Consider the following 24,881-nt stretch of genomic DNA (forward strand, 5'->3'; position numbering starts at 1 on the left):
GACATTGCGTCCCTTCCGCGTACCTGCCCCGGTCTGGAACCAGAACGCGCCGTCCAGCCAGACCGCACCCACAGCGGTTACGTGCGGGCTGCCGTCCTCGTTGACGGTGCATAGCCACGTCGTACGAGAGTTCATCGCGTCTGGAGCCGGCGCCGAGCCCGACTCGAGCTTGTCGACAACAGCAGCCCAGTCCACCGGCGGCAGCCCGTCGGCCTCACCGAGATTGATGATCTCCACAGGATTCTCCTTCCGCTGCCCCGCCATATCTCGTGGATCAGACGTGCAGCGATCGCGAAAGTCATCGCGCGTGTGCGTGGGTCGGTGGTGCGAGCAGCGCACTCAACGACATTGGCGCGGTCGCGATCTGCTAACAGAGAGCTCAGTAGGTCGATCGGCTTCGGGCCGTTGCGCGTGACTAGTGATGCCGACGCCGCCACTGAACTGATGGTCGCCGAGCACCGCAGTGGCCTCCCGCTCGCGCTTACATATTCTCCGAAAGCAGGTACTCCACGGGGTAATCCGCCCCGGCCGCTCGAACTGGCCGCTTGTCGTACTCAGCAGGCAGCACGCTGGCGCGGTTGCCGTGGCCGATCAGGTTGCACGGGAAGATCGAATCGCCGGACTTGCTCACGCCAACCCTTACGCGAACGCGCCCAGCAACGCCCGGCGGCCGTGGGCACGCGCACTTCGGCGACGCGCCCACGGCCTCCCCACCGCCGAGCTGCGGGCCGGTCAGACCCTGATGCGAGGCGCGGTCTCGGCCACCAGGTAGGCGGCGGGACCGGCCAGCACCACCAGCGGGGTGACCAGACGGCAGAGCTTGTTCATCGCGTTCTCCTTCCTCTTCAAAAGACGGTGTGACGTGCAGGCGACTACCAGTTGAGGCGGGGAGCGGTCTCCACCAGCAGGAAGACCACCGCGCTCAGCGGCGCCAGGACGGCGCCCAGACGACGGGTCGTGCGCATCAGTCACCTCCTCCCGCGAACGCAGCGACGGGTGGCCGAAGCCGGGCGAGGAGGTAGGCGCCGATGCCCACCAACACCGCCATGTCGGCCAGGTTGAACACGATCCAGGGGGTGGCCAGGAAGTCCCGTACCGCACCCAGGACCACCCGGTCGGCCAGGTTGGACAGGGCGCCACCGATGAGCAGGCCGCACACCCAGGGGGCGAGCAGGCCGTGGGCGCTGCGCCGCACGACGTGGGCCCCGAAGGCGACCAGGCCCACCAGCGAACCCAACACGAGCACCGGGGTCGCACCCGAGACCAGGCCCAGGCTGTAGTCCGGGTTGTGCACGGGCAGGATCGCTCCCGCGCGCAGCGCCCCGGCAACGGCCTTGGTGAGCTGGTCGGCTACTGTCACGAGAACCGCAGTGGCGAAGATCTGTTGCGTACGGCTGTGGTGGCTCATCGCTGCTCCTCTGGTTGCGACGGCCCGCCGCTCGGGTTCCCGACCGGCGGGCCGTGACGTTTTGTTACGGGTGGTAGAAGCCGGCGGTCTCGACGACGAGAAACGCGACGGGAGCCGCCAGGGCGAGGAAGTGGGCGGTCTTGCGGGCGATGCTGCGCATGTGGGTCACCTCCTCTGGATGACGTGGTCAGTCGATCGAGGTCCATCGTGAACTCGTACGGCCCGCGGGTCTGTCGCGAGCGCGTCGTTACAAGTGTCAAGTTGGCGACACTTCGGCACAGTGACGGCGCGCGGCTCGCTCTCCCTTGACCGCACGTCAGAGGAGTGGAAGCGAGCGCGCTGCCGCGCCGGCGACGAGATCGCCTCGGGCGAAGCTCAGGAGCGGGCGAATCGCTTGCGCATGCTGCGCTGATAGGTGCGGGGCAGGAGCGTTCGCCCGATGGGCGCCATCTGCGGGAGCCAGGCCGCGTTGATCTCCATCCTCTCGCCGCCCATGTGCTCGAGCAGCAGGTCCGACACCTGCGCCTCGGTGCGGCGCACCGGCTTGGGCGGGAGGGCGTCGTCCGGGCCGATGCCGGACATCCCCATCGCGGTCGGGACCCAGGCCGGGTAGAGCACGTGTACGTGCACGCCGCGGGCGGCCACCTCGTGAGCCACGCTCTCGGTGAAGCCGGCCACGGCCGCCTTGGTGGCCGCGTAGGCGGCATGCCTCGGTTCCGGCGCCCGAGCCGTGTCGGAGGAGACGTTGACCACGATGCCGCGGCGCCGCGCCAGCATGCCGGGCAGGACGGCCAACGTTCCCGCGACGACCGCGAAGACGTTCGTCTCGAAGAGGCGGCGATAGGTGTCGAGGCGGCCGTCGGGTGCGTCGACGGGCGACGGCTGCTCGACCGCCGCGTTGTTGACGAGGATGTCGATGCGGTCGTGGTCGCGCTCGATCCGTCCCAACACCTCGGTGAACTTGTCGACGTCGGACACGTCGCACGAGATCGTCTGGCTCGCGGCTGCGGAGGCCTTCAGGCCGGGTTCCAGCTCCGCGAGCAGGTGCTCACGGCGGGCCAGACCGATGACGGTTGCGCCGCGGCCGGCCAGATCCAGCGCCAAGCGACGCCCGATGCCCGACGACGCGCCCGTGACGACGGCTACCTGGTTGTGTCGTAACTCTTCATGCGCTTCCCTCCATCGAGGCGGGGGTCGATCGAGTACAACACACTCCTACCGCACTTGAGGGAAGCGCGATGAGAAAGCTCATCTGGATGATGTCGGTGTCCGTTGACGGCTTCATGGAGGGACCGAACCGCGAGCTCGATTGGCACATGGTCGACGACGAGCTGCACCGCCACTTCAACGAGCAGCTGGGCGCGATGGGCGCCTTCCTCGACGGCCGCGTCACCTACGAGCTGATGGCCGGGTTCTCGACGGCCGACACGGACCCGGCGAGCACCGAGGTCATGATCGAGTTCGCACGCATCTGGCGCGACATGCCCAAGATCGTGTTCTCCAGGACGCTGGCGCGGGCCGACTGGAACGCCGTTGTGGTCCGAGACGTCGTCGCCGAGGAGATCATGGAGCTCAAGGCACAGCCTGGCGGAGACCTGGCGCTCGGCGGGGCCGACCTTGCCGCCGCGTTCATGCGACGCGACCTGATCGACGAGTACAGGCTCTATGTCCACCCGATCGTGATCGGACGGGGCAAGCCCATGTTCCAGCCGTCGGACGCCAAGGTCGAGCTCCGGCTCGCGGAGACCCGGGCCTTCGGCAACGGCGTGGTCCTCCTCCGCTACCGGCGCCCGTGAGGGCCCCTGAGGCCTCCAACCGAGGATATAGACAAAGCGATATACTCGCTTCATGGAACCTGCCGCGCTCATCAGGGCGGTGCGACGAAGGCGGGGACTGAGTCAGGTCGAGCTGGCTCGGCGCGCCGGCACGTCGCAACCGGTGGTCTCGGCCTACGAGCACGGACGCCGCGACCCGACCTACGGCACGCTGCGCAAGCTCGTCGAGGCGGGTGGCGAACGATTGCGGCTCGAGGCGGTCCCGGCCACGGCCGATCTTCCGCCGCCTCAGAGCATCGAGGAGCATGCCCGACGACTGCTCGACGTTCTCTCGCTCGCCGACGCCATCCCGGTGCGTCGCCGCTCGCGCTTCCTGCGCGGCCCACGGCTCGTGTCCTCGTGAGCATGCTGTCGATGTCGCAGCGCGTCCTCGCCCTCGAGCGCGCGCTGGTGGCGATCCCTCACGCGTTCGGCGGCGCCCTCGCGCTCGCGTATTACGCCGAGCCGCGCGCCACGATCGACATCGATCTCAACCTGTTCATCCCCGCCGAGCGCTTCTCCGAGGTCGGGGTGCCGCTCACTGACCTCGGAGCCGCGGCAGACGATCCCGCAGTCGCCGACTTGGTGCGGCGCGACGGCCAAGCCCGCGTCATGTGGGACGCGACGCCGATCGACCTCTTCTTCGCGTACGACCGCTTCCACCAGGCAGTCGAGAGAGCCAGACGGACGGTTCCGTTCGCCGACGCGTCCATCACCATCCTCGGTCCGGAGCACCTCATCATCTGCAAGGCGGTCTACAACCGACCCAAGGACTGGGTCGACATCGACGCCATGCTCGCCAACGACGTCACGATCGACGTCGCGGAGGTACTGCGCTGGGTGGGCCGCATCGCCGGTGATCACGACCCGCGTTTCGAACGTCTCGCTGCGGTCCTCACGCGAAGCTGACGGTTGCAACCCCGGTCGGTTCGCTCGAACGGGCGCCCGCGGGAAGCGGAGGTCACGCGTCGCGCCCTAGGCTCCGAAGCCGCGGACGAAGGGAGGACGTGTGGGCAGGCGACGGAAGCGGGCGGAAAAGGCCATCGACGAGGTACGAGACCTGGCGAGCCACGCGGTCGACAGCGTGATCGACAACGTCGAAGAGGCCTTGGGCGGAGCGAAGCGGCGGACACGGAAGAGCCGGCGCCGCATCGAACGCTCGGCTCAGAAGGCAGAGCGGAAGTTGGGCCGGTTCTGGAACCGCGGTCGCTTCCGCGTCCGCCGGGTCCGCGGCAGAGCGACCCGGCGCATCGACCGGGCGGCAAGTCGGGCCGAGCGAGCCGTCAAGAGCTAGCTGTAGTGCCACCGCGCCGCGCCCGCCGTGGGCCGGCTCGACCACGATCGCCCCGGTGACGGACGCCGGGCCGGTGATGTCGTGTGCGGTGCCGTTACCCTTGGGCCCCGCGCGATCGAGGAGGGGAATGGTCGACGTTCCGCTGACGACTGAAGAGGCGACGCCTGCGTTCGTCACCGCCGCGCTCCGGGCGGGCGGTGCGATCGGGCAGGACACGCGGGTGGCGGAGGTCGAGCACGAGCCGATGGGCATCGGTGTCGGGATCGTCGGTCAGCTCGCCCGGCTGTCGCTCCGTTACGAGGGCCAGGCGGAGGGCGCGCCGGGCACCGTCGTGCTGAAGATCCCGTCGCAGTACCCCGAGAACCGGGCGGTCGGCGACCACTTCCATTTCTACGAGCGCGAGGGCCGCTTCTACCGGGAGATCGGCGACAAGCTCGGCCTGCGGACACCACGCTGCTACTGGAACCACATCGACACTGCGGCCGACACGTTCGGGCTGCTGCTCGAGGATCTCAGCCGCCGCACGATGATCAGCCAGGTCGCCGGGGTAGAGGCCGAACGGGCCGCGCAGGCCCTCGGAGCACTGGCGACGTTGCACGGGACCTGGTGGGGGTCGCCCGCGCTCGACGGGCTCGACTGGATGCCCCGGCTCGACGACCCCATCAACCTCGCGGCGGGCCAGCAGTACCGCGACGCGTGGCCCTTGTTCGTCGAGCGGCTCGGAGATGCACTGCCCCCAACCGCGCTCGAGATCGGCGAACGCGTGCAGCGGGCGTTCGAGGACCTCATGCGCGTCGGCATGGCCGAGGCACCCGTCACGATCTGCCACGGCGACTTCCGTGTCGACAACCTGCTGTTCGACGACGCCGCGACGGGCGCGGACCGATTGGCGGTGATCGACTGGCAGATCAGCTATCGGGGCCCCGCGGTCAGCGACGTGGCGTACTTCCTGTGCCAGTCGATGGCGGTCGAGGAACGCCGCGCCCACGAGGACGAGCTCGTGCGCGGGTGGTACGACCGGCTGGTCGACGCCACTGGCGGCCAGGTGGGAGGCGAGCTCCCCGCCTACTCGTTCGAAGTGGCGTGGGCCCAGTACCGGCGCTGCGCACTGACCAACACCGTGTATCCCGTGACCGGGGCGGGTGCCATGGACCCGGCCAACGAGCGGGGCCGCGAGCTGCTGACGGCCATGGCCACGCGCTCGTTCTCCGCGGTGTTGGAGCTCGGCAGCGACGAGTTCCTGCCCTGACGCGTCGGCGCGACAGGAGCAGCGTGGCGGGGCAGCGTCGATCAGGTGCAGAGGAACTGGCGCGTCGTCGTCGCGGCACGGTCGGGGTCGTCGATCCACACTGCGTGGCCGGCGCCGGGCACGAGCTCGAGCTCCGCGTTCGGAAGTTGCGCCACGAACCGCCGGGCGATCTCTGCGCCGCCGAAGGGATCCTCCTCGCCCCAGAGGAAATGCAGCGGTGTGTCGATCTTGGCCAGGAGGGTCGGGGACAGGAGCACACGGTCGTCCATCCCGCGTAGCGGGCGAAGCACGCGCGGACCGGCTCGAATTTCGTTGCGCATCGTGTGCGTGTCGCGCAACAGCGCCAGATAGCAGTCGAGCATCTCTTGGGAGACGCGTCCCGCGTCGAGGGCCTGGCGGAGACCGATGTGGCGGAACAGCGCCCGTACCGCTCGTTCGTTGGGTGGTACAGCTGCGAGCAGGCGACCCACGACCGGCACGCCGGCCAACCGCATGATCACGGGCAGCCGGGCGATCGGCGCCCCGATCGTCCAGCCGAACTCGACCATGCGGCCGATCCGATCAGGGTGCGCCGCCGCGGTGCGAAGGGCGATGTAGCCGCCGAAAGACGTGGCGACGACGTGGGCGTGGTCGAGCCCCAGCGCGTCGAGCACATCGACGATCAGCCCGTCGGCGAACGCGCCCAGCCGCGCGACGTCGTCGAGCCCGGTGGCGAGTGGATCGCTGAGGCCGCAGCCCGGCCGGTCCAGGATCAGGCGGCGAAACCCCTCGAGGCGGGCAACCAGAGGAGCCCAGCTCGAACCGCTGTTGGAGGCCCCGTGGGACCGTGACGCCGGTGCGGCCGAGATGCACCCGTTGCTCGATCGGTTCGACCCCGACCGACTCCCACAGCCGCCGCTCTGCCTCGCGGTAGCGAACCTCGTTCACTGCCAACTCGACGCGCCCACGATCACCGGTGTTCCCGCGCGTGGGTCAGCACGTCGGGGCGGATCAACACGAGCGCCTCACAGTCGCGGAGCCGGTCTGCCAGCAGATCAACGTCCTCGACGTGGTCGTTCCAGACCGTGAGGTCGTGATCCGTGAGCCTGTCGAAGCAGTCCAGCGTCCGGAGTGTGTCGAACCAGTCGTCCAGAATCGAGACCTTCACGCGAGCCTGCCTCCGCGCAGACGTCCGACCTGCTGGAGGAGGATCGCGAGCGCGGTCTGCGCGCGCGTCGCCTTGAGCTGCTGCCACGCGTGCGCGGTGCAGCGGAGCAGGCTGATGGTCTCGTACACCCGGGCGCGGGCGCGGAGCGCGCCCTCGCCGGCCTCGGCGTCCGCGGCCCGCACATAGGTCGCGAGGAAGCCTTCGGCCGGTCGATCGGCTCCGTCGCGTCCGGCCGAGGGCTCGGCTTTGGCCATCGCAATGCGCAGGTAGGCGAGGAACTGGCCCAGGTCGAGGGCGGGCTCGGCCCGAGCGATCGAGTCGAAGTCGACGAGACCGCACCGTCGTTCGCCCGTGAGGAGTTGGGAGGGGGTGAAGTCGCCGTGGCTGAACACCGGTGGCAGGCGCTCCGAATTCTCTGCCGCAACCGCGATCGTGGCGAGGAGGTCGAGGAGCAACGCGCCTACCTCGGGAGAGATGTGCTGTACGAGAAGCACGTCATCGTGCAGGTCCGACAGCTCGGCGTCGATCGAGCGGTCCGCACCGACGGCGATGTCGCTCCGGTGCAGCGCGGCGGCGATGCGCGCCGCGTCGTCGACCACCGCGCCCGCCGGCGCGCGTTGGCCGGGAAGCGCCTCGAGCAGGGAGAGGCGGAGATCGGCTCGATAGCCCAGGACGCGGGGGACCAGCACCGTGTGCGGTACGGCGGTCGCCAGGGCAGCGACCATCGGTTCGACGCGGGCGCCGCGGTCGTCGGCGTACACCTTTCCGTACACGCAGGTCGGAGGGTCACGATCGTCGCGCTGGTACCGAAGCACGCACCGGTGCCGCCGGCCGTACTGCACGAGCGCGATGGAGCAGCTCTTCGCGGGCGCGTCGAGCACCTCGGCCGCGAGCGCACGATCGGTGGCACCGACCAGCGTCGGCAGGTCCGCGTCGATGGGGAAGGGGTGGACGACGAGCCGGTCGCGGATTGGGGCGACGAGGCGGGCGAAGGGCGCCGCCTCCGGCCGTTCGGCCATGGCCTCCGCCGGTGGTGCGATCTCGGCCTGATACCGCTCGACTGCCTCGTCGTCCTCCAGGAGGCGCCCCAGCACGAGCAGCCGGAGCGGGGGGTTGCCCTCCGGACCTCGCACGGCGATGTCGAAGCGAAGGCTGCAACCCGCCGCGCCGAGGTATTGCGCCTTTCCGGGGACGCACTCGTCGACCGTTATCCCGTCGCGAAGGAGCCCGTCCTGCAGGTCGGCGCCCATCGCCTCGGCGCGAAGCGCGCCGCGCAGACCGGGAAACGCAGCATGCAGGCACGGGCTGTCGAGCGGGTCGAGCGACAAGAGCTCCGGCGCCCGCCAACGGGGCGCCCGCCTCGGCGGTGGCGGCGACGGAGGTGTCAGCGCTCGAGCTCCGTGACGGGCTGCGCCTCGGTCGCTTGAACATCGTCGAACAGAAGCAGCCAGGCGACGTTCGCTCCGAGGAACACCACCAGGGTCTGCAAGATCGCCTCGACCCGGAGTGGTCGGGCCGAGACCTGCAGGTCGCCGACGACGCCCGGCGCGATGGCGACGAGGGCGATCAGCACGTACAGCACGATCGCCGCCACGTACGTCGCGGCTCCGAGCAGATTCGGCGCGGACCCCCGCACCGCGACCAGCGCGGCGGCGCCCCCCGCCGCTACGATCGCGAACGCGACGCGCCACAGATCGGTGCTGGCCGGGTCGACGAGGGACAGCAGGCTCATCAGGCCCGGTAGCGCGAAGTGCAACGACACGCCATAGGCACGGCGACGGTGGATCGCGCTCCGGCGCCATTCCGCATGGCGTGTCTGGACCACGATGATCCAGAGGCCGAGCAGCGTGAAGCACACGGACGCGAACGCGAGGTAGAAGTCCTTGAGCATCTGCCTCGCCTTCGCTCGGGGGGCGCCTCATGATGGCCCGACGACGCGGCGGGCGGCACCCCGGCGAACGCCTGTTCGTGCGGCTTGCGCGCCGAATGTGCGAGAACGTTCACCGAGAGTGACAATGTCCCGCGGTCCGGGCCGGACGGAGCCCCCCCAAGCACTCCGCCGGTCCGGACCGCCCTCACACGTCGAGCGCGCAGCTCTCGTCGATCCCGAGGACCTCAAGCGACCGGCCCAGGCCGAGATACACCGCCAGGCACAAGGTCAGGTCGAGGACCTCGGCGTCGGTGAACTCACCGTGCAGCCGCGCGAAGAGCTCATCGTCGATCGCACGGTGGTCGGTGACGAAACGCTCGGCGTACTCGATCGCGAGGCGCTGCCGCTCGGTGTACCCCGGGTACGTCCGATACTCATCGAGGTGGTCATAGACGTCGTCGGTGACGCCGGCCGCGACAACCGACGGTGCACGAAACGTCGAGCACGCGCCGCATGCGTTGAGCTGGGCGACGCGCATCCTGGCGACTTCCCGCTCTGCCGCGGGCAGGATGCTGCGTCGATACGCGGTCGTGATCATCCGGTCGACCATCCCGGCCATGTCGGGCCGAAGCGACCACAGCATCGCCGCGTCGCCGCCCGGCCCCTCGGGAACGTCGATTCGCGCCATCGCGAAATTCTACGTTGGCCGGCGAACGCTCATGCCGGAGCGGCGGGGTCAGCGACAGACGTCTGAGCCGGAGTCCGTGAAGCTTCCCGGCTTCGGCTCCGGGACGAACCGCCAGTCGTAGCCGGAGCTGTGCAGGTCGAGGCGCAGCACTCCGAACGTCTCGGCGTTGCGCGCCTCGCTGTTGGGCGCCTCCGTCCGGAAGCGCGCCAGGTTCCTGCCCCCGGTGCCGACGACGAACTGTCGGATGCCCCGCGTCGCGTCGGCCCGGCCGTCGGGATCCTGCGGACCGAAGCGTTCGTAGTCGTGATTGTGGGCGACCAGCACGACGTCGGCGCCGCCGTCGTACAGGGCGCGCCAGATCCGGTCGGTGCGCGGGTCGTTGCCATGGGTGCCCGCACTGAACCGTGGGTGATGCCAGAAGGCGAGGGTACATGCGGCGGGGTGCGCGGCCAGATCCGCTCGCAGCCACGTGGTTTGGGGGCTGTTCCTCGAGCAACCACCGAGGACCTTGGTGCAGTTCGAGTTCAGCGCGATGACGTGCCAGGAACCGATGTCGAAGCTGTAGTACCCCTGGTCGGCACGGCCCGCGGCGGGCCCGAAGTAGGAGTAGTAGCCGGGAGCGTCGCCCTTCACGTACTCGTGGTTGCCCGGCGCCGGGTGGCTGATGGGCTTGAGGCGCCCCCATATCGGGTCGAACGAGCCGCGGAACGCCTGGATGGTTGCGCTTTCGTACTGGATGTCGCCGAGCAGCAGCACGGCGGTCGGGTTCTGGGCCGCCGCCAGCTCCGCGGTGGCGCGCTGGTGACATTCGCTCGCCGCGCCCGAGCCCCCGCGGTAGTGATCATCCGTCGGATCACACGCGATGTCGCCCGCGGCCACGATCGTCGCGTCGCCGCCGGGCGGGGGCGGAGCCACCACCACCGATGAGGTCGTGGACGGCGAGGTCGTGGGCAGCGGCGCGGTGGTCGTCGGGTCGAGCGTCCGGGCGCGAGTCCTCGCCGCCGGGCGGCTGCCGTCTTTGCACGACGAGAGCAGCGCGAGGAGCAGGGCGCCGAGGGCACACGTCACCCCGAGCGTTCTGGACGGCAGGGTGTTCCCCCGCAGAGCTCTCACCTCTCCACTCGCGAAGTGGGCGACCCTACCGCGCCGGTCGAGGGCTCCGGACGCACCCGTGCGCCGGCCCCGCGGGTCTCACCTTCGAATCGGGCGGCAGAGGAGCTGGCCCGCGCCCGAGGCGAGGAGCGCGCCGCTGTCCGCCCACACATGGGAACGGAAGCCGATCAGCCCGTCCTCGGCGATCGGAGCCACACCGTCGGCGAGCAGCCACTCCACCGAGGGCTCCGATCGGTGGAACTGCGCGGCGAGGTCGAGGGTCGGTGCCATCCAGCCGAGGTCGTGCGGGTGCCCACGCGTCGCCGCGGGCCAGCTCATGGTGTCGAGCAGGATCAACGACCGACACGCGTCGACGGCCGGATCGACGAACGTCGCGACCGGCGTGTACCGGTACCAGCCGCGGAACACCGGCTCGCCCGCCGGCCGGTCGGCCGGGTTCGGCCACCATTCGAGCGGCTTGTGATCGAGGTTGATCCAGAACGGATAGATCAAAGGCTCGTCCGGCGGCAGCAGCTCGGTGACGGACGGGCGGCCGTCGTGCGGTGCGACGTCGGGCATGGCCGCGTGGTCGTGGACGAGCCCGTCGCCGGACGCGACGAACCAGGCGATGGCCTCCAGCACGGCGGTGCCGTCCTGGCTCATCGACACGGCCACCGACTCGGCCCGCCGGCTCGTCCGGAGCGTCCGCACGTCGATCTGCACCTGCTCGAAGCGCGCCACGGAGAGGAAGTGGCAGCTGAAGCTCGCAGGGCGCTCGAAGCCGGCATGGGCGGCCGCGGCGCGGAGCGCGACCGAAGCGACGTAGCCCCCGCTCGGCCCCCAGATCTCCCACTCCGACGACAGGTCCGCGACGAAACGCCCGTCCGCGCCTTGCACAGCTGTATCCGCGGCCAGGTCGCCCATGGCGGCGATCTTGCCTTGCCGGGAGGCTGCTCGCTGTATGTTCTCCGCCCGGGCCGCTCGACACCCGACAGAGGCGCGCACGCGCCGGCGCGACCATCGCGGTGTCGTAGCGTTGGCGGGTGACCCGGCGAATCCCGGCCGTGCTGCTTGTCGCAATGCTCGTCGCCGTCGCGTGCGGTCACGACGACAAACCGCAGACGGCGGCGCGTCACTCCAAGCCGACGGTGACGACGCCCCCGAGCGCGGCACAGCAGACGACGGGGCCGTACGCAGTGGGGGTGCGCACGTTCGCCTTCGTGGACGAGAGCCGGCCACTGAACGTCAAGGACACCCGGCCCGACGCTCCCCGCCGCTCCATCGTCACGAACGTGTGGTATCCCGCCGAAGGACAGCCGTCGGACGCGGACGTGCCGGATGCCCCGGCGGCTCGCGGGCCCTTCCCCCTGATCGTCTTCAGCCACGGCCAGAACGGCGAACCGCAGCAGTACGAGCCATCGTTGCGAATCTGGGCCCGGGCCGGGTACGTCGTGGCCGCTCCGCGACACCCACTCACGGTTCGGGGCACGGCCAGCGTCACCGCCGACATCCAGAACCAGCCGGCCGACGTCTCGTTCGTGATCACGCGCATGCATGCCGAGCTGCCGAAGGAGGTCGACATCCGTCACGTGGCAGTGGACGGTCACTCGTCGGGAGCCATCACTGCGCTCGCGGCAGCGTTCAACACCTGCTGTGCCGACGATCGGATCGACGCGGTGGTCCTGGAGTCGGTGATCGCGCCGCCGTTCACAGGCGGCAGCTACTTCACAGGGCGTCCCGCGAAGCCAGTCCTCTTCTTCCACGGTGACGCCGACTTCTCCTTCCCGATCGCAGCGGGCCACGACGTCTTCCGGACCGCTCGGCCGCCGAAATTCTTCGTCACGATCCACGGCGGGACGCACTCGACGCCCTACCGCGGCGGGCCCCCCGACTTCCATCTCGTGGCCCAGGTCAGCCTCGACTTCTTCGACCGCTACCTCAAAGACCGCGCCGAGGCCCTCGACCGGCTCCGAAGCGATGTCGCGATGTTCCCGTTCGCCACGCTCGAAGCGGTGCCGGCCTAGCCCCGCACCCACCCGCGAAACCCTTGTTGCTAGTTTCCCCGCACATGAGTGCGACGTCGAGGTGCCGGCCCACCGGGCGACGAGTTGCGTTGCCGGGCCGACCGCGTCCGCTTCTCGTCTCGCTCCTCGCCATCCTGCTCGTCGCGGTCGGGTGTGGTGGCGGCAGCAAGGGCGGGGGCAACCTTCCCGAGTTCACCACGACGACCTTCCCCAAGACCGAGGTGAGGGGCGACCTCAAGGTCTTCGCCGCGTCATCGTTGACCGAGGTCTTCACCGCGCTGGGCAAGGCGTTCGAGAAGAAGAATCCGAACGCGAGGGTCGTCTCGAACTTCACCTTCGGCGAGTCCTCGGCGCTGGCGCAGCAGATCAACGACGGCGCGCCGGCCGATGTCTTCGTCGCCGGCGACGACGCCGACATGGTGAAGGTCATCGCCGCAGGGAAGGTCGGTGACGCGTTGCCCATCGCCCGGAGCGTGCTCACCCTCCTCGTCCAGAAGGGCAACCCCAAGGGCATCACCGGTCTGGCCGATCTCGGCAAGCCGGGCGTGACGTTCGCCATGTGCACTCCCGGCGTGCTGTACGGGATGCTCGCGGCCAAAGCGTTGACGAAGGCCGGCGTGACCGCGAGCCCCAAGGTGCAGGAAGCCGACGTGAAGGCGGTCGTCTCCCACGTCACGCGCGGCGACGTCGACGCGGGCATCGTGACCTCGGGCGAGGTGAAGGCGGCGGGCGACGCGGCCCAGGCTGTGCCGATCGACAGCGCCGCCGACAGCGATCTCCAGGCTCTGTACCAGATCGCCGTGACCAAGCAGACACAGCACCGCGAGGCCGCGGACGCGTGGGTCAGGTTCGTGCGTTCCGACGACGCGCTGCAGGTCTTCGCCGACTTCGGGTTCGGCGGTCCGTGACCCCGCGGGGCGCCCGCCGAGCGCGCGCTAGCCGCCGGGCGTCACCACAGCTCGTCGGTGTACGCGTCGGTGCCCGGCACGGTGGGAACGAACGGCGCCGACCACACCACCCGGCCGACCGCGCGCGATGCCGCCGACTCGCACGCGGCGCGGTGCGCGCGCCACCGCTCCGAAGGCGGATCGGAGCTGAACCCGAGCAGCAGCGTGCGTCGCTCGAGTCGGTCGAGCCCCGGCTGCGTGACCGGGGCGCCGGGGGGCAGGGGGATGGGAGCGAACGCGAGCGAGAGCTCGGACGTACCCGTCTCCTGCCACCACTCGCGCACGACGTCGGTGCCCACGCCCTCGGCCCGCTCGATCATCGTGACGGCGAGCCCGGCGTACGGGTGGTCGAGGGCGAGCTCCGGCGGGACGCCCCGTCCGCCGGGGTCGGCGCACCACTCGTACCGGTAGAGCAAAGTGTGCACGTGGTCGCGGTGCTCGAACATGCGGCCGTTGGCGTGCAGCCACTTCACCTGGTCGAGCGCCCAGTCGAAGTGCTCGTCGTGCTTGCCGTCGACCACCCAGTAGATCGCGAGGTAGGAGCCCCGCCGCTCGCCCCCGAGGAGGTCGGGCTGCGCACCGAACCGGAGATCCTTCAGGGCGCGCGTCGCAACCCACCGGCGGCCGGCGAAGAGCCAGGGACCGACCAGGCACCCGGCGTAGAAGTGGTCGCGCTCGTACCACCGGTTGTACGCGACCTCGTGTCCCGGGTGCGGCTCGACCAACGTGAAGAGCGCGCTGCCGAGGCGGATCTCTCCTCCGACGTCCATCGTCGGACTCTACGTGCGCGAGCGGCGGAGCGCGACCCGTGGGCGCGGACCGCTTCGACTCTCCGCGGTGAGGAAGCAACCGAGCGTCATGTTCGCTCGAGGGTCTTGCCATTCGCGTGCCGGCGAACGCATACTTCGCCCTTCGCGCGGGTTCGGAGAGGGGGCACGTTGGAGCGCACGCCTGACCTCGGGCGCACGGCCGCGCTGACCGGCCTCGTCGTGCTCGCCACGCTCCTCGCGACCGACCTGCTGGTGATGGACGCCGTGCTCTCGCGCTACGGCGGCGATCTCAACCCGCTCGGAAGGGCGCTCATGGGCGCAGGCGACGCCGCCGCGGTGAAGCTCACGCTCATCGCGGGACTGATGGCGTTCGTCCTCCGCCAACGGGTCACGCGCCTGCGCCTCGTGTGCGCGGTCTGGGCGGTGGCCGGCGTGTACCTGACGGTCGTGGTGGTGAACGCCTGCACCCTGCGCGCCGCCAGCGCCGCGGGCTGACGCCTACACGGCTCCCCGGCCGGGGGAGCGAAGCGACCAGCTAGCTCACGCCTCGGGCGGCGGGGCCTCGCTCCGGCGGGGGCGCAGCTGCCAGCGGCTCTCGGGGTCGTCGCCCGACATGCGGTAGATCACCCCGCCGAAGAGCATGGCCAGCCCCAGCACGATGAGCACGGTTCCGGCGCGGAAGGTGTCCAGGTCGTCGGACCGCATGAGCAGCAGCCCGATGGCGGCGGCCACCATGCCGCCCCCCAGTGCCACCGCCGCGATGATCCCTCGGATGTTCATCTCGCCTCCTGTCCGCCGCAATGCGGACTCGACTCGGCTTTTGCTTCGGCGCGCGGGTGACGCGGGCTGAGCGGAAATCCCATCCCGGCAGCAGAAGACACGGACCGCGCGCGCCAGCCACGACACGTGGCAGGAGGTCCGGGGACTTTCGTGTGCCACCCTGGAGAGGCATGGACGGACGCTGGACCTGCCGCTGCGGTCGGGACAACCCCGCGGCCTTCGCCAGCTGCCCGCGCTGCGGGCGGCAGGCCCAGACGCTCGCGCGTGCGAGCCGGCAGCCAGCCCCGGCGGGCCCGACGCTCGGGCGGACGCAGGCCGGACCACCGGGGGCCCACGCCGATCACCCCCACGCCGATCACCCCGACGCCGATCACCCCGACGCCGCCAGGCCCGCCGCGGTCGGGGGGGACGGCTCCCAAGCCGGGCGCCATGCCCGTCGTCGTCGGTCTCGTGGGCGCGCTCGCGGTCGTGGGCGCCATCGTCATCGGTGCCGTCGCCGTGCGCAGCCTGACCAAGCCGGGCGCGAAGAAGAAGGCAGCGCCGGGCACCGCGGCCAACCCGGCCAAGGCCTCGTTCGACACCCTCGACGAGATCGTGGTGCAGCTGCAGAGCTTCGTCGAGCGGGCGCGGGGGCTGAGGTACAAGACGCCCGTGAAGGTGACCATCCTGAAGGACGCGCCGTTCCTCGAGCGCCTCGACGCGAGCTCGTCACCCGACGTCACCGACCTGCACGCGGAGGAGGCGACGCTGCGCGCCCTGCGTCTGCTGCCGGACGAGGTCGACCTGGCGCAGGAGAGGAAGCGCGACCTCGAGCGGGTGCTCGGCTTCTACGACCCCGCGACGAAGGAGCTGTACGTGAAGGGCGTGGGCACGACGCCGTACGCCCGCTACGTGCTCGTGCACGAGCTCACCCATGCCCTGCAGGACCAGCAGTTCGACCTCTCCCGTCTCCGCGCGGACAACAACGACGCGGCACTGGCCGCACGCGCGGTCGTCGAAGGGGACGCGCAGCGCACCATGCGGAGCTACCTCTCGACGCTCACGGTGATCGAGCAGGACGCCATCGAGCGCGAGGCGCGGGGGCGTCAGGACGACATCTACAACCAGGCCTACTACACCAGCTTCGACAACTTCCCCTACGTCGTCGGCATGGCGTGGAACGATGCCGTGCGCGGCACGCGTGGCCAGGCCGCGCTCGACGCCGCGTTTCGCTCGTACCCGCAGAGCACGGCCGAGATCATGCACCCCGACCGCTATCTCGCGGGTGTCGGGCCGATCGCCGTCTCCCCTCCGCCCGCGGACGGGCCCATCGTCGACCAGGGTGTGGTGGGGGAGTACCAGCTCGTCTATCTGCTGGCGCGCGTGATCGACGACCACGACGCGTTCGCCATCGCGCAGGCCTGGGGCGGGAGCCGCTTCGTCACCTGGAACAGCGGGAACCGGTCGTGCACGCGCGTGCGTTTCACGATGCTGGGTCCCGGCGCCGACCGCGTGCTCGCGCAGGCGCTCGGGGCGTGGGCTGCGACGGCCGACGCGCACGTGGAGGGCTCGGGTCCGGTGACCCTCACCGCGTGCAGCGCCCCGCGGTAGCGGGTCCCGCTACCTACGCCCGGCGCCTCAGCCCGACAGCCGGGCGGCGACGAACCGCTTCATCACCTCGACGCACTGGTCGGCGTCGTCGCCGGGGTCGTTGGCGGCGCTGTGCGCCATGCCGGGCAGCAGGGCAGGCTCGATGGAGCCCCCGCTTCGCCGGTAGGCCTGGATGAACGCCTCCTGGGTCGAGACCGGCACCTGGCAGTCGAGCTCGGGAAGCTGCAGCAGCACGGGTGGGAGCCGCTGGGCGCGCCCTTCCTGCACCGTGTGCAGCGGCGACGCCTCGCGCATCCGGTCCGCGCAGCCGTACACCGCGTCGTGGGCCCGGACGAGGTACGCGGCGACCTCGTCGTCGTCGGGCCGGCCCGTGACGTAGGCGTAGTGCCCGGGCACGTCGGTGATCGGCCACAGCGCGAGGACGTAGTCGATGGCGGCATCGGGTTGCACGCCGGGAGACCACGCCTCGACGGTCTCGTGCCCCTTCGCGCTGGCGTAGACGGGGTCGTGCGGGCGCAGCGCGGACAGGAGCGCGACCTGGCCACCGCACGAGGCGCCGACCACGCCGAGCCGCTCGGCCGTGCCGCCGAGCGCCACCGCCTCCCGCTTGAGCCACCGGATGGCGGCGTTGACGTCGATGCACGCGGACGGGTACGGATGGCTGGGCCCTCGCCGGAAGTCGATGGCGACGACCACGGCGCCGCACGCCGCCAGCTTGCGGTTGAAGTAGAAGTCCACGCTCCGGTCGAAGTACGTCGACGGTCCGCCGGGCACGTCGAGCAGGGTCGCCCACGGCGCCCGCGCCGGCAGGTCGGTCGCGGGACGCCAGACCGTCGCGCGGTACGGCCGGCCGTCGATGCGCGCCCAGCGCAGCTCGAGGTGCTCGACCCGGTAGGGCTCGGTGATGTCGAACGGCTCCAACTACAGCCCGCTACTCATCAGATCGCCTCCGTCAGGCGAAGGGCCACGACCGACGCCACCGCGCGGCGTGCGTCGGCGGCGCGGAGACCGAGCAGGCGGAGCGCGCCTTCCGCGAGCAGCCGCCCCGCGTCGGGCGACGCGGCGCCGGCAAGACGCGCCCGGATCACCGCCCAGGTGGCGCCGCTCACGCTCGCGACCGACGTCGCCACGTCGTCGACGGGGAACCGTCCCGATGCCACGCCGCGCCCGACATCGCGAAACAACCGGACCAGCAGCGGCGCACCCAACTCGCTGTGCTCGCCGAACCCGGTGCGGACCATGAACCAGGCCCAGAAGGGGTCGTGCTCGGCCATGGCCACCGTGTGCATGACACCTGCCGCGACCAGACGGGCCGGGTCGGACTCGTCGGCCATGAGGCCGTCGATGGCGCGTCCGTGGGCGTCGACGGCCTCGGTCACGAGCACCCTGAGCAGCTCGTCCTTCGACTCGAAGTGGTTGTAGAAGCTGCCGAAGCCGACGTCGGCGGCTTCGGTGATCTCAGTGATGGTCGCCGCGTCGAAGCCCTTGGCGGCGATGACCCGCCGGGCTCCCTCCAGCAGGCTGGCACGGGTGCGCTCCCGCCGCCGGGCGCCCCGGTCGACCATCATCTGTGTCGGAATATCAGAACTGATGGCGCGATACAACCCTCAACCGTCGAATCGGGCAGTTCCCACCGGCCCGGGCCGGCGCGGGAAGAATGGGCGGATGGTGGCAGTCACACGGGCCCGGCCCGTCGTCCCGTTCGACCAGGACGCCCGCGACGCGGCCGCCGCTCGACCCCGAGAGCGGGCGCTGACCGGTCACCGCTTGTCGGCGTGGCTGATCGACACCGGGATCGTCCTCACCATCCAGGTGGGCGCCTTCCTCGGCCTCGCCGCGGTGCTCGACCGCTACGACGGGTTCACCGTCGACGTGATCGACCGCTACGACGTCTCGCGGGCCTTCCTCGACGGGGTGATCGGAGCCACCCTCCTGATCGTCGTGCCCCTCGCGTACCGGGTCCTCTTCGACCGGCTCTGGTACGGCCAGACCCTCGGCAAGTACTGCTTCGGACTCCAGGTCGTGCGCCGATCCACGGGGGAGGTACCGGGTCTGGGTTGGTGCGTGATCCGGGAGGCGGCGCGCATTCCCTCGCTCCTCCTGGGGGGCCTCGGCTATGCGATCGCGCTCGTCAACCGGCAGCGGCTGACGCTCGGTGACCTGGCCGCAGGCACTGTCGTGCTGCCCGCGGAGGAGGCGGCGCGCCGCCGCCGGGCGATGGATGCGCACCTCCTAGACTCGGGTCGCGTGACGGTGCCCGCGGTCGAGCCAACAGGAGTCCGACGACCGACGGCGTCCGGTGCACACGGGGTGCTCACCATCCCCAACATCGTCTCCGTCGTCCGCCTGTGCTGCGTGCCGCTGTTCCTCTATCTGCTCTTCGGTCGCGACAACCGAGCCGCCGCCGCCTACCTGCTCGGCGGCTTGGGGGCCACCGACTGGATCGACGGCTACGTCGCCCGCCATTTCGACCAGGTCTCGACTGTGGGCAAGGTGCTCGACCCCACGGCCGACCGCATCCTGCTCGGTGTCGGGATCGTCGCCATCATGATCGACGGCTCGGTACCCGTATGGATCGGCGTGGTGACGATCGTGCGCGAGGTCCTCGTCTCCGGTGCGGTGCTCGCGCTCGCGGCGCTCGGCGCCCGACGCATCGACGTGACCTGGGTGGGCAAGGCGGGCACGTTCGCCTTGATGGTCGCGTTCCCCCTCTTCCTCGGCAGTCACGCCGACCACCTCGGGTGGCAGGGCCTCGCCGGCTTCCTCGCGTGGACCTTCGTCATCCCCGGCATCGTCCTCAGCTGGTACGCGGCGATCGCCTACGTCCCCCTCGGGCTCGACGCCTACCGGGAGGGCCGGGCGCGGAGCCCGGCGTGAGGGCCCTTCACCTGAGGGCGGTACACCCGAGGGCCGTCACGTGAAAGCCGTGATCATGGCGGGAGGCGAGGGCACCCGGCTACGCCCCCTCACCTCCAACGCGCCGAAGCCGATGATGCCCGTGGTCAACCGGCCGATGATGGAGCACATCGTCAAGCTCCTGAAGGAGCACGGCTTCGACGACATCGTCGTCACCCTCGCATTTCTGCCCCAGACCATCCGCACCTACTTCGGCGACGGGTCCGAGTTCGGCGTGCGCATGGTGTACGCCACGGAGGAGTCCCCGCTCGGCACCGCGGGCTCGGTGCGCAATGCCAAGGACGAGCTCGACGAGCCCTTCCTCGTGATCTCGGGCGACGTGCTCACCGACTTCGACCTGTCGGAGGTCGTGCGCTTCCACGAGGAGCGCAAGGCCATGGCGACGATCGCGCTGAAGGCGATGGAGAACCCGCTCGAGTTCGGCATCGTGATCACGCGCGAGGACGGCTCCGTCGACCGCTTCCTCGAGAAGCCGACGTGGGGCCAGGTGTTCAGCGACACCATCAACACGGGCATCTACGTCCTCCAGCCGGAGATCTTCGACTACATCCCGGAAGGTGAGTCCTTCGACTTCTCCGGCGACGTGTTCCCGAAGCTGCTCGCGGATCGCAAGGCGCTCCTCGGCTACGTGGCCGACGGCTACTGGGAGGACGTGGGCACGCTCGAAGCCTACGTGAAGGCCCATCAGGACATCCTGGACGGCAAGGTCGAGGTCGACGTGCCCGGCTTTCGGATGGCGGAGGGTCTGTGGGTGGGGGAGGGGTCGGAGATCGACCCCAACGCCACCGTCGAGGGCCCGGCGTTGATCGGCGACTACTGCCGGATCGAGGCGGGTGCCAACCTGCGTGCGTACACCGTGCTCGGAGCCAACGTGATGGTGCGCAGCGACGCGTACATCGAGCGCACGGTCGTCCATGACAACGCGTACATCAGTCAGGGCGTGCGGCTGCGCGGGTCGGTGATCGGCCGCTCCAGCGACCTGCGTCTGGGCGCGCGGTGCGAGGAAGGGGTGGTGCTCGGCGACGACTGCTACGTGGGCGAGCACGCGGTCATCAACCCGGGCGTGAAGGTCTACCCCTTCAAGACCGTGGAGCCCGGCGCCATCATCAACTCCTCGATCGTCTGGGAGTCGCGCGGCGCGCGGATGCTCTTCGGCCGGCTCGGGGTCTCGGGTCTGGCGAACGTCGACGTCACCCCGGAGCTCGCGGTGCAGATCGCGATGGCCTACGCCACCACCCTGAAGAAGGGGAGCACGGTGACGACGTCGCGCGACTCCAGCCGGGCGGCACGGGCGCTCAAACGGGCCGTCATGGCCGGCCTCAACGCCGCGGGCGTCAACGTCGACGACCTCGAGGTGGCGCCGGTGCCCGTCACCCGGTTCCAGGTGCGTTCCGAGCGCGCGCAGGGCGGCATCACCGTGCGGCTCGTGCCCGGGGACCCGCAGTCGGTCGTCCTCCGCTTCTTCGACGCCGACGGCACCGACATCAACGAAGCGACCCAACGCAAGATCGAGCGTTACTACCACCGTCAGGACTACCGCCGCGCGTTCGCGGCGGACATCGGCGACATCGGCTTCCCGCCACATGCGCTCGAGTACTACACCGCCGCCCTGATGCGCTCGGTCGATGCCGACGCCATCCGCGCCGCGAGCTACCGCGTCGTCCTCGACTACGCCTTCGGCACCACCGCGTTCGTGATGCCCAACGTCCTCTCGAAGCTGGGGGCCGACGTGCTGAGCGTCAACCCCTACGCGTCCACCGCTGGCGCGGCCGCCTTCGAGGTCGACGTGCACGCGCGGTACGTCGCGGAGCTCGTCCGCACGTCGAAGGCCCACCTCGGCGCGGTGATCGACCCCGACGGCGAGCACATCACGCTCATCGACGACGAAGGCCACGTGCTCACCAACGACGAAGCGTTGATGGCGCTCCTCACGCTCGTCACCTCGACGCGGGAGCATGCCTCGGTGGCGCTGCCCGTCTCGGCGAGCAGCCAGGCCGAGCGCATCGCGAAGGAGGCGGGCGCCGAGATCACCTGGACGAAGCTGTCCACGCCCCACCTGATGGAGGTCGCGGCCGGGCAGGGGGTGGTGTGGGCGGCCAGTCAGGAGGGCGGCTTCATCTGGCCCGACTTCCTGCCGGCCTACGACGCCGCCGCGTCGTTCGTCAACGTGCTCCAGCTGCTCGCCGCCTCGGGCCTGCGGCTGTCGAAGATCGTCGCCGGCCTGCCGCGCACGTGGATCGCCCACGAGAGCGTGGTGACGCCCTGGGAGCACAAGGGCCTCGTCATGCGGTCGCTGGTCGAACGCAGCAAGGACCGTGAGCTGGTGCTGGTCGACGGGGTGAAGGTCATGCACGAGGCCGGGTGGGCGCTGGTGCTCCCCGACCCGGACGAGCCCGTCACCCACGTCTGGGCGGAGGGGCAGAGCGACGCCGAGGCCGTGCGTCTGGCCCAGGAGTACGCCCGCCGCATCCGTCAGATCCTGCGCTGAACGCCCGCGTCACGGATTATCGTCGCCGCCCATGAACGTCCCCGACGACCGGCGCTACACGCAGGATCACGAGTGGGCACGCATCGAGGACGGCAGGGTGCGCGTCGGCATCACCGACTACGCGCAGGACGCGCTCGGCGACGTCGTGTTCGTGCAACTGCCGGAGCGGGGAGCGCGGCTCGAGGCGGGCGCGACGTTCAGCGAGGTCGAGTCCACCAAGTCCGTCTCCGACATCTACGCCCCGGTCGCGGGCACCGTGGTGGAGGTCAACAGCGAGCTCACCGACGCGCCGCAACGCATCAACGAGGATCCCTACGGCGAGGGATGGATCTGTGTGATCGAGCCCACCGACGCCGCCGCGTTGGACGCGCTCCTCGACGCCGAGGGCTACCAGCGGCTGGTCCAGGACTGAGGCGCGGGTCACGCGGTCGCGAGCGAGCCGGAGCCCAGCGAAGCCGAAGACCACGGACCGGCTAGCGTTGAGTGCCGTGTTCTGCAACCAGTGCGGGCATCGAAACCCCTCTGGCGCCCGATTCTGCTCGTCGTGCGGCGCCGTGCTGGCGCGGTCCTCGGGTGACGACACCACCATCACCTTCACACCGATCGAGGCGGCCGGCGACGTGGCCGAAGAGGAGCTGAGCGTCACCATCGACGACCTCCGCGAGGGCGCCGGGATGCTCGTCGTGAAACGGGGGCCCAACGCGGGATCGCGCTTCCTCCTCGACACCGAGGTGACGCGCGCCGGGCGCCATCCCGACAGCGAGATCTTCCTCGACGACATCACCGTCTCGCGCCGCCACGTCGAGGTGGTCCACCAGCCCGACGGGTCGTACCGCGTGAAGGACGTGGGCTCGCTCAACGGCACGTACCTCAATCGCGAGCGCATCGACGAGTCGCCGCTGGCGCCGGGCGACGAGCTGCAGATCGGGAAGTTCAAGCTGGTCTTCTTCTCGGGCGCCGACGCGGCGCAGGGGTAGAGGCGCCGTGGCGGACCGGGCCTTCATGTCGATCGGGGAGGTGCTGACCCTCCTCAAGGACGAGTTCCCCGACGTCACCATCTCCAAGATCCGCTTCCTCGAGAGCCAGGGCCTGCTCGACCCCGAGCGCACGCCCTCGGGCTACCGCAAGTTCTACGAGACCGATGTCGAGCGCCTGCGTTGGATCCTGCGCCAGCAGCGCGAGCACTTCCTCCCGCTCAAGGTGATCAAGGGACGGCTCGCCGGCGCGGTCCCCGAGCCCGATGGCGACGCGGTGGCTCCCGAGGAGCCGGCGCGGCCGCGTGAGCCGGCCGTTCGGCGCCCGCGCGTCGACGCCGGCCGCGACGGCGACCCACTGGCCACCGGCGTCTCCGGCGCCAACCTCACGTTCGGCGAGCTCGCCTCGGCGAGCGGGCTGGAGGTCGACGACCTCCACGAGCTCGAGCGCTACGGGATCCTCGCCGGCCGTTCGGTGGGGGGCAGCGTCTATTACGACGAGGACGCGCTCGTGGTGGCGAACCTGGCCGCGGGGTTCATGAAGTTCGGCGTCGAGGCGCGCCACCTGCGCATGTACCGCAACGCAGGCGAACGGGAGGCGAGCTTCTTCGAGCAGGTGGTGATGCCGATGCTGAAGCAGCGCAACCCTGAGGCCCACACGCAGGCGATCGCGACGCTGGGCGAGCTGGCCCGGCTCGGGCAGGCGCTTCGTGCCGCCATGCTGCGCCAAGCCCTCCACGAGTACCTCTCCTGACACCTCGGCTGCTCATACCGGCGGACGACCTGCGCGCCGGGGTGCAGCGGCTGGCCGGCGAGATCTCGGCCGCGTACGACGACGACGTCGTGCTCGTCGCGGTCCTCAAGGGCGCGGTGCCCTTCCTCGCCGACCTGGTCCGGCACCTCGACGTCGTGCCGGTGGTCGACTTCCTCGCGATCTCGGCCTACGCGCCGGAGACCGGCCGGGTGCGGATCGTGAAGGACCTCGACCTCGACCTGTTCGGTCGCGACGTGGTGCTGGTCGAGGACATCGTCGACACGGGCCTGACCCTCACGTACCTGCTCCGCGAGCTCCGTGGCCGGGGAGCGCGCTCGGTCGAGGCGTGCACGCTGCTCGACAAGTCGGTCCGGCGCATCGTGCCGACCCCCGTCCGTTTCACCGGGTTCGACATCGGCGACGAGTTCGTCCTCGGGTATGGGCTCGACTTCGCGGGCCGCTACCGCAACCTCGACCGGGTCGTGACGGGTGATCTCGACCTGCTCCAGGCCGATCCTGACGCCTACGTCGGCGCTCTGTTCGCGAGGTAGGGTCAGATGTGGTCGAGATGCGTCTCGTCGGCGTCCGCGTGGAGTTGCCCACCAACAACCCGATCGTGTTGCTGCGGGAGGCCGAAGGTGAGCACCGGGTGCTCCCGATCTTCATCGGTGCGGTCGAGGCCACCGCCATCGCCTTCGCCCTGCAGGGCGTCGTCACCCAGCGCCCGATGACCCACGACCTCATGCGGGACCTCCTGGGCGAGCTCAAGGTCTCCGTCGAGCGCATCGTGATCACCGACCTGCGCGACGGCACCTTCTTCGCCGAGATCGAGATGACCGCCAACGGCAGCAGCCACAGCGTCTCGAGCCGGCCCTCCGACGCCATCGCCCTGGCCGCCCGCCTGGGGACGCCCATCTTCGCCAACGAAGGGGTGCTCGAGGAGGCCGCCGTCACCGTCAGCGACGACGACGAGGAGGAGGTGGAGGTCGAGCGGTTCCGGGAGTTCCTCGAGGGGGTGAACCCGGAGGACTTCGCTTCGTAGAGGCGTTTTGGTGTGTGTGGCGCCGCCGGACTCC

Annotated in this window: 29 protein-coding genes and 1 pseudogene; 16 read left to right on the forward strand and 14 right to left on the reverse strand. The window is 70.3% G+C overall.

Annotated elements, in window-relative coordinates:
* The 3 genes from E6G06_00315 to E6G06_00325 all read right to left on the reverse strand — a co-directional run.
* The coding region (locus tag E6G06_00315; GenBank protein ID TML93917.1) for a pyridoxamine 5'-phosphate oxidase family protein at window positions 1-264 on the reverse strand (264 nt) is incomplete at its 3' end.
* A gap of 700 nt (window positions 265-964) precedes the next feature.
* Window positions 965-1,408, reverse strand: a complete 444-nt coding sequence (locus E6G06_00320; protein ID TML93885.1) for a signal peptidase II — start codon at window positions 1,406-1,408, stop codon at window positions 965-967.
* Window positions 1,409-1,783: 375 nt separating this feature from the next.
* Complete coding sequence (locus E6G06_00325; protein TML93886.1) at window positions 1,784-2,524, reverse strand: SDR family oxidoreductase; 741 nt, start codon at window positions 2,522-2,524, stop codon at window positions 1,784-1,786.
* 122 nt (window positions 2,525-2,646) lie between these two features.
* Between E6G06_00325 and E6G06_00330 the strand changes: the two genes are divergently transcribed.
* From E6G06_00330 to E6G06_00350, 5 genes are all read left to right on the forward strand, one after another.
* On the forward strand, window positions 2,647-3,204 hold the full coding sequence (locus tag E6G06_00330; protein TML93887.1) for a dihydrofolate reductase: 558 nt from the start codon (window positions 2,647-2,649) through the stop codon (window positions 3,202-3,204).
* A gap of 52 nt (window positions 3,205-3,256) precedes the next feature.
* Window positions 3,257-3,586 (forward strand): helix-turn-helix transcriptional regulator, encoded by a 330-nt coding sequence (locus E6G06_00335; GenBank protein ID TML93888.1) that lies wholly within the window; start codon window positions 3,257-3,259, stop codon window positions 3,584-3,586.
* An 11-nt stretch (window positions 3,587-3,597) separates the two neighbouring features.
* A complete protein-coding gene (locus E6G06_00340) occupies window positions 3,598-4,131 on the forward strand; it encodes a hypothetical protein (protein ID TML93889.1) in 534 nt (177 codons plus the stop codon).
* Window positions 4,132-4,231: 100 nt separating this feature from the next.
* Window positions 4,232-4,516, forward strand: coding sequence for a hypothetical protein (locus tag E6G06_00345; protein ID TML93890.1), 285 nt, complete (start codon window positions 4,232-4,234; stop codon window positions 4,514-4,516).
* Between the two features lie 55 nt (window positions 4,517-4,571).
* Window positions 4,572-5,765: a DUF1679 domain-containing protein gene (locus E6G06_00350; GenBank protein TML93891.1), complete on the forward strand. Its 1,194-nt coding sequence runs from the start codon at window positions 4,572-4,574 to the stop codon at window positions 5,763-5,765.
* 41 nt (window positions 5,766-5,806) lie between these two features.
* On the opposite strand, the gene E6G06_00355 is transcribed toward E6G06_00350, so the two are convergent.
* From E6G06_00355 to E6G06_00385, 7 genes and pseudogenes are all read right to left on the reverse strand, one after another.
* Window positions 5,807-6,613, reverse strand: a complete 807-nt coding sequence (locus E6G06_00355; protein TML93892.1) for an alpha/beta hydrolase — start codon at window positions 6,611-6,613, stop codon at window positions 5,807-5,809.
* Between the two features lie 137 nt (window positions 6,614-6,750).
* Window positions 6,751-6,912 (reverse strand): annotated as a pseudogene (locus E6G06_00360) (D-2-hydroxyacid dehydrogenase family protein).
* Window positions 6,909-8,240: a hypothetical protein gene (locus tag E6G06_00365; GenBank protein ID TML93893.1), complete on the reverse strand. Its 1,332-nt coding sequence runs from the start codon at window positions 8,238-8,240 to the stop codon at window positions 6,909-6,911. The pseudogene E6G06_00360 and the gene E6G06_00365 overlap by 4 nt, the downstream one beginning before the upstream one ends.
* A 56-nt stretch (window positions 8,241-8,296) precedes the next feature.
* The gene (locus E6G06_00370; protein TML93894.1) at window positions 8,297-8,803 is read right to left on the reverse strand and encodes a hypothetical protein; all 507 of its coding nucleotides are present in this window, start codon (window positions 8,801-8,803) and stop codon (window positions 8,297-8,299) included.
* 184 nt (window positions 8,804-8,987) lie between these two features.
* Window positions 8,988-9,470, reverse strand: coding sequence for a carboxymuconolactone decarboxylase family protein (locus E6G06_00375; GenBank protein ID TML93895.1), 483 nt, complete (start codon window positions 9,468-9,470; stop codon window positions 8,988-8,990).
* Window positions 9,471-9,518: 48 nt separating this feature from the next.
* The gene (locus E6G06_00380) at window positions 9,519-10,352 is read right to left on the reverse strand and encodes an alkaline phosphatase (GenBank protein ID TML93919.1); all 834 of its coding nucleotides are present in this window, start codon (window positions 10,350-10,352) and stop codon (window positions 9,519-9,521) included.
* A 309-nt stretch (window positions 10,353-10,661) separates the two neighbouring features.
* Window positions 10,662-11,486 carry a thioesterase family protein gene (locus E6G06_00385; GenBank protein ID TML93896.1) on the reverse strand — a complete coding sequence of 275 codons (825 nt, stop codon included), beginning with the start codon at window positions 11,484-11,486 and terminating at the stop codon, window positions 10,662-10,664.
* Window positions 11,487-11,605: 119 nt separating this feature from the next.
* Between E6G06_00385 and E6G06_00390 the strand changes: the two genes are divergently transcribed.
* Window positions 11,606-12,586, forward strand: a complete 981-nt coding sequence (locus E6G06_00390) for a hypothetical protein (protein TML93897.1) — start codon at window positions 11,606-11,608, stop codon at window positions 12,584-12,586.
* 44 nt (window positions 12,587-12,630) lie between these two features.
* On the forward strand, window positions 12,631-13,494 hold the full coding sequence (gene modA / locus E6G06_00395; protein ID TML93898.1) for a molybdate ABC transporter substrate-binding protein: 864 nt from the start codon (window positions 12,631-12,633) through the stop codon (window positions 13,492-13,494).
* A 41-nt stretch (window positions 13,495-13,535) separates the two neighbouring features.
* On the opposite strand, the gene E6G06_00400 is transcribed toward modA, so the two are convergent.
* The gene (locus E6G06_00400; protein ID TML93899.1) at window positions 13,536-14,303 is read right to left on the reverse strand and encodes a hypothetical protein; all 768 of its coding nucleotides are present in this window, start codon (window positions 14,301-14,303) and stop codon (window positions 13,536-13,538) included.
* A gap of 168 nt (window positions 14,304-14,471) precedes the next feature.
* Here E6G06_00400 and E6G06_00405 point away from each other — a divergent pair, with 168 nt between their 5' ends.
* Window positions 14,472-14,798 (forward strand): hypothetical protein, encoded by a 327-nt coding sequence (locus tag E6G06_00405; protein ID TML93900.1) that lies wholly within the window; start codon window positions 14,472-14,474, stop codon window positions 14,796-14,798.
* 45 nt (window positions 14,799-14,843) lie between these two features.
* On the opposite strand, the gene E6G06_00410 is transcribed toward E6G06_00405, so the two are convergent.
* Window positions 14,844-15,083, reverse strand: coding sequence for a hypothetical protein (locus tag E6G06_00410; protein TML93901.1), 240 nt, complete (start codon window positions 15,081-15,083; stop codon window positions 14,844-14,846).
* Window positions 15,084-15,512: 429 nt separating this feature from the next.
* Between E6G06_00410 and E6G06_00415 the strand changes: the two genes are divergently transcribed.
* Window positions 15,513-16,673: a hypothetical protein gene (locus E6G06_00415; protein ID TML93902.1), complete on the forward strand. Its 1,161-nt coding sequence runs from the start codon at window positions 15,513-15,515 to the stop codon at window positions 16,671-16,673.
* Between the two features lie 27 nt (window positions 16,674-16,700).
* Here E6G06_00415 and E6G06_00420 read toward each other — a convergent pair whose 3' ends face one another.
* Both E6G06_00420 and E6G06_00425 read right to left on the reverse strand, forming a co-directional pair.
* Window positions 16,701-17,594, reverse strand: coding sequence for an alpha/beta hydrolase (locus E6G06_00420; GenBank protein ID TML93903.1), 894 nt, complete (start codon window positions 17,592-17,594; stop codon window positions 16,701-16,703).
* Window positions 17,595-17,611: 17 nt separating this feature from the next.
* Window positions 17,612-18,241 carry a TetR/AcrR family transcriptional regulator gene (locus E6G06_00425; GenBank protein ID TML93904.1) on the reverse strand — a complete coding sequence of 210 codons (630 nt, stop codon included), beginning with the start codon at window positions 18,239-18,241 and terminating at the stop codon, window positions 17,612-17,614.
* Between E6G06_00425 and E6G06_00430 the strand changes: the two genes are divergently transcribed.
* The 7 genes from E6G06_00430 (at window position 18,138) to E6G06_00460 (ending at window position 24,847) form a co-directional block, all read left to right on the forward strand.
* Window positions 18,138-19,550 (forward strand): hypothetical protein, encoded by a 1,413-nt coding sequence (locus E6G06_00430; GenBank protein ID TML93905.1) that lies wholly within the window; start codon window positions 18,138-18,140, stop codon window positions 19,548-19,550. The two genes, E6G06_00425 and E6G06_00430, sit on opposite strands and share 104 nt — an antisense overlap.
* Window positions 19,551-19,590: 40 nt before the next feature.
* The gene (locus E6G06_00435) at window positions 19,591-22,077 is read left to right on the forward strand and encodes a mannose-1-phosphate guanyltransferase (protein TML93906.1); all 2,487 of its coding nucleotides are present in this window, start codon (window positions 19,591-19,593) and stop codon (window positions 22,075-22,077) included.
* 31 nt (window positions 22,078-22,108) lie between these two features.
* Window positions 22,109-22,489, forward strand: a complete 381-nt coding sequence (gene gcvH, locus E6G06_00440) for a glycine cleavage system protein GcvH (GenBank protein ID TML93907.1) — start codon at window positions 22,109-22,111, stop codon at window positions 22,487-22,489.
* Window positions 22,490-22,556: 67 nt separating this feature from the next.
* Complete coding sequence (locus tag E6G06_00445; GenBank protein ID TML93908.1) at window positions 22,557-23,054, forward strand: FHA domain-containing protein; 498 nt, start codon at window positions 22,557-22,559, stop codon at window positions 23,052-23,054.
* A 25-nt stretch (window positions 23,055-23,079) separates the two neighbouring features.
* Window positions 23,080-23,805, forward strand: a complete 726-nt coding sequence (locus E6G06_00450; protein ID TML93920.1) for a MerR family transcriptional regulator — start codon at window positions 23,080-23,082, stop codon at window positions 23,803-23,805.
* A complete protein-coding gene (hpt, locus tag E6G06_00455) occupies window positions 23,802-24,356 on the forward strand; it encodes a hypoxanthine phosphoribosyltransferase (protein TML93909.1) in 555 nt (184 codons plus the stop codon). The genes E6G06_00450 and hpt overlap by 4 nt, the downstream gene beginning before the upstream one ends.
* 8 nt (window positions 24,357-24,364) lie before the next feature.
* On the forward strand, window positions 24,365-24,847 hold the full coding sequence (locus tag E6G06_00460; GenBank protein ID TML93910.1) for a bifunctional nuclease family protein: 483 nt from the start codon (window positions 24,365-24,367) through the stop codon (window positions 24,845-24,847).
* Window positions 24,848-24,881 lie beyond the last annotated feature (34 nt).

The organism is Actinomycetota bacterium, assembly GCA_005888325.1.
Taxonomy (GTDB): Bacteria; Actinomycetota; Acidimicrobiia; order Acidimicrobiales; family AC-14; genus AC-14.

Excerpts from the sequence above, each read along its gene's own strand:
- E6G06_00385 (TML93896.1), bottom strand. The coding sequence starts at position 11,486 with ATGGGCGACCTGGCCGCGGATACAGCTGTGCAAGGCGCGGACGGGCGT.
- E6G06_00340 (TML93889.1), top strand. The coding sequence starts at position 3,598 with ATGTCGCAGCGCGTCCTCGCCCTCGAGCGCGCGCTGGTGGCGATCCCT.
- E6G06_00430 (TML93905.1), top strand. The coding sequence starts at position 18,138 with ATGGTCGCCGCGTCGAAGCCCTTGGCGGCGATGACCCGCCGGGCTCCC.
- E6G06_00335 (TML93888.1), top strand. The coding sequence starts at position 3,257 with ATGGAACCTGCCGCGCTCATCAGGGCGGTGCGACGAAGGCGGGGACTG.
- E6G06_00425 (TML93904.1), bottom strand. The coding sequence starts at position 18,241 with ATGATGGTCGACCGGGGCGCCCGGCGGCGGGAGCGCACCCGTGCCAGC.
- E6G06_00450 (TML93920.1), top strand. The coding sequence starts at position 23,080 with ATGTCGATCGGGGAGGTGCTGACCCTCCTCAAGGACGAGTTCCCCGAC.
- E6G06_00320 (TML93885.1), bottom strand. The coding sequence starts at position 1,408 with ATGAGCCACCACAGCCGTACGCAACAGATCTTCGCCACTGCGGTTCTC.
- E6G06_00375 (TML93895.1), bottom strand. The coding sequence starts at position 9,470 with ATGGCGCGAATCGACGTTCCCGAGGGGCCGGGCGGCGACGCGGCGATG.
- modA (TML93898.1), top strand. The coding sequence starts at position 12,631 with ATGAGTGCGACGTCGAGGTGCCGGCCCACCGGGCGACGAGTTGCGTTG.
- E6G06_00410 (TML93901.1), bottom strand. The coding sequence starts at position 15,083 with ATGAACATCCGAGGGATCATCGCGGCGGTGGCACTGGGGGGCGGCATG.
- gcvH (TML93907.1), top strand. The coding sequence starts at position 22,109 with ATGAACGTCCCCGACGACCGGCGCTACACGCAGGATCACGAGTGGGCA.
- E6G06_00400 (TML93899.1), bottom strand. The coding sequence starts at position 14,303 with ATGGACGTCGGAGGAGAGATCCGCCTCGGCAGCGCGCTCTTCACGTTG.
- E6G06_00415 (TML93902.1), top strand. The coding sequence starts at position 15,513 with ATGCCCGTCGTCGTCGGTCTCGTGGGCGCGCTCGCGGTCGTGGGCGCC.
- E6G06_00330 (TML93887.1), top strand. The coding sequence starts at position 2,647 with ATGAGAAAGCTCATCTGGATGATGTCGGTGTCCGTTGACGGCTTCATG.
- E6G06_00370 (TML93894.1), bottom strand. The coding sequence starts at position 8,803 with ATGCTCAAGGACTTCTACCTCGCGTTCGCGTCCGTGTGCTTCACGCTG.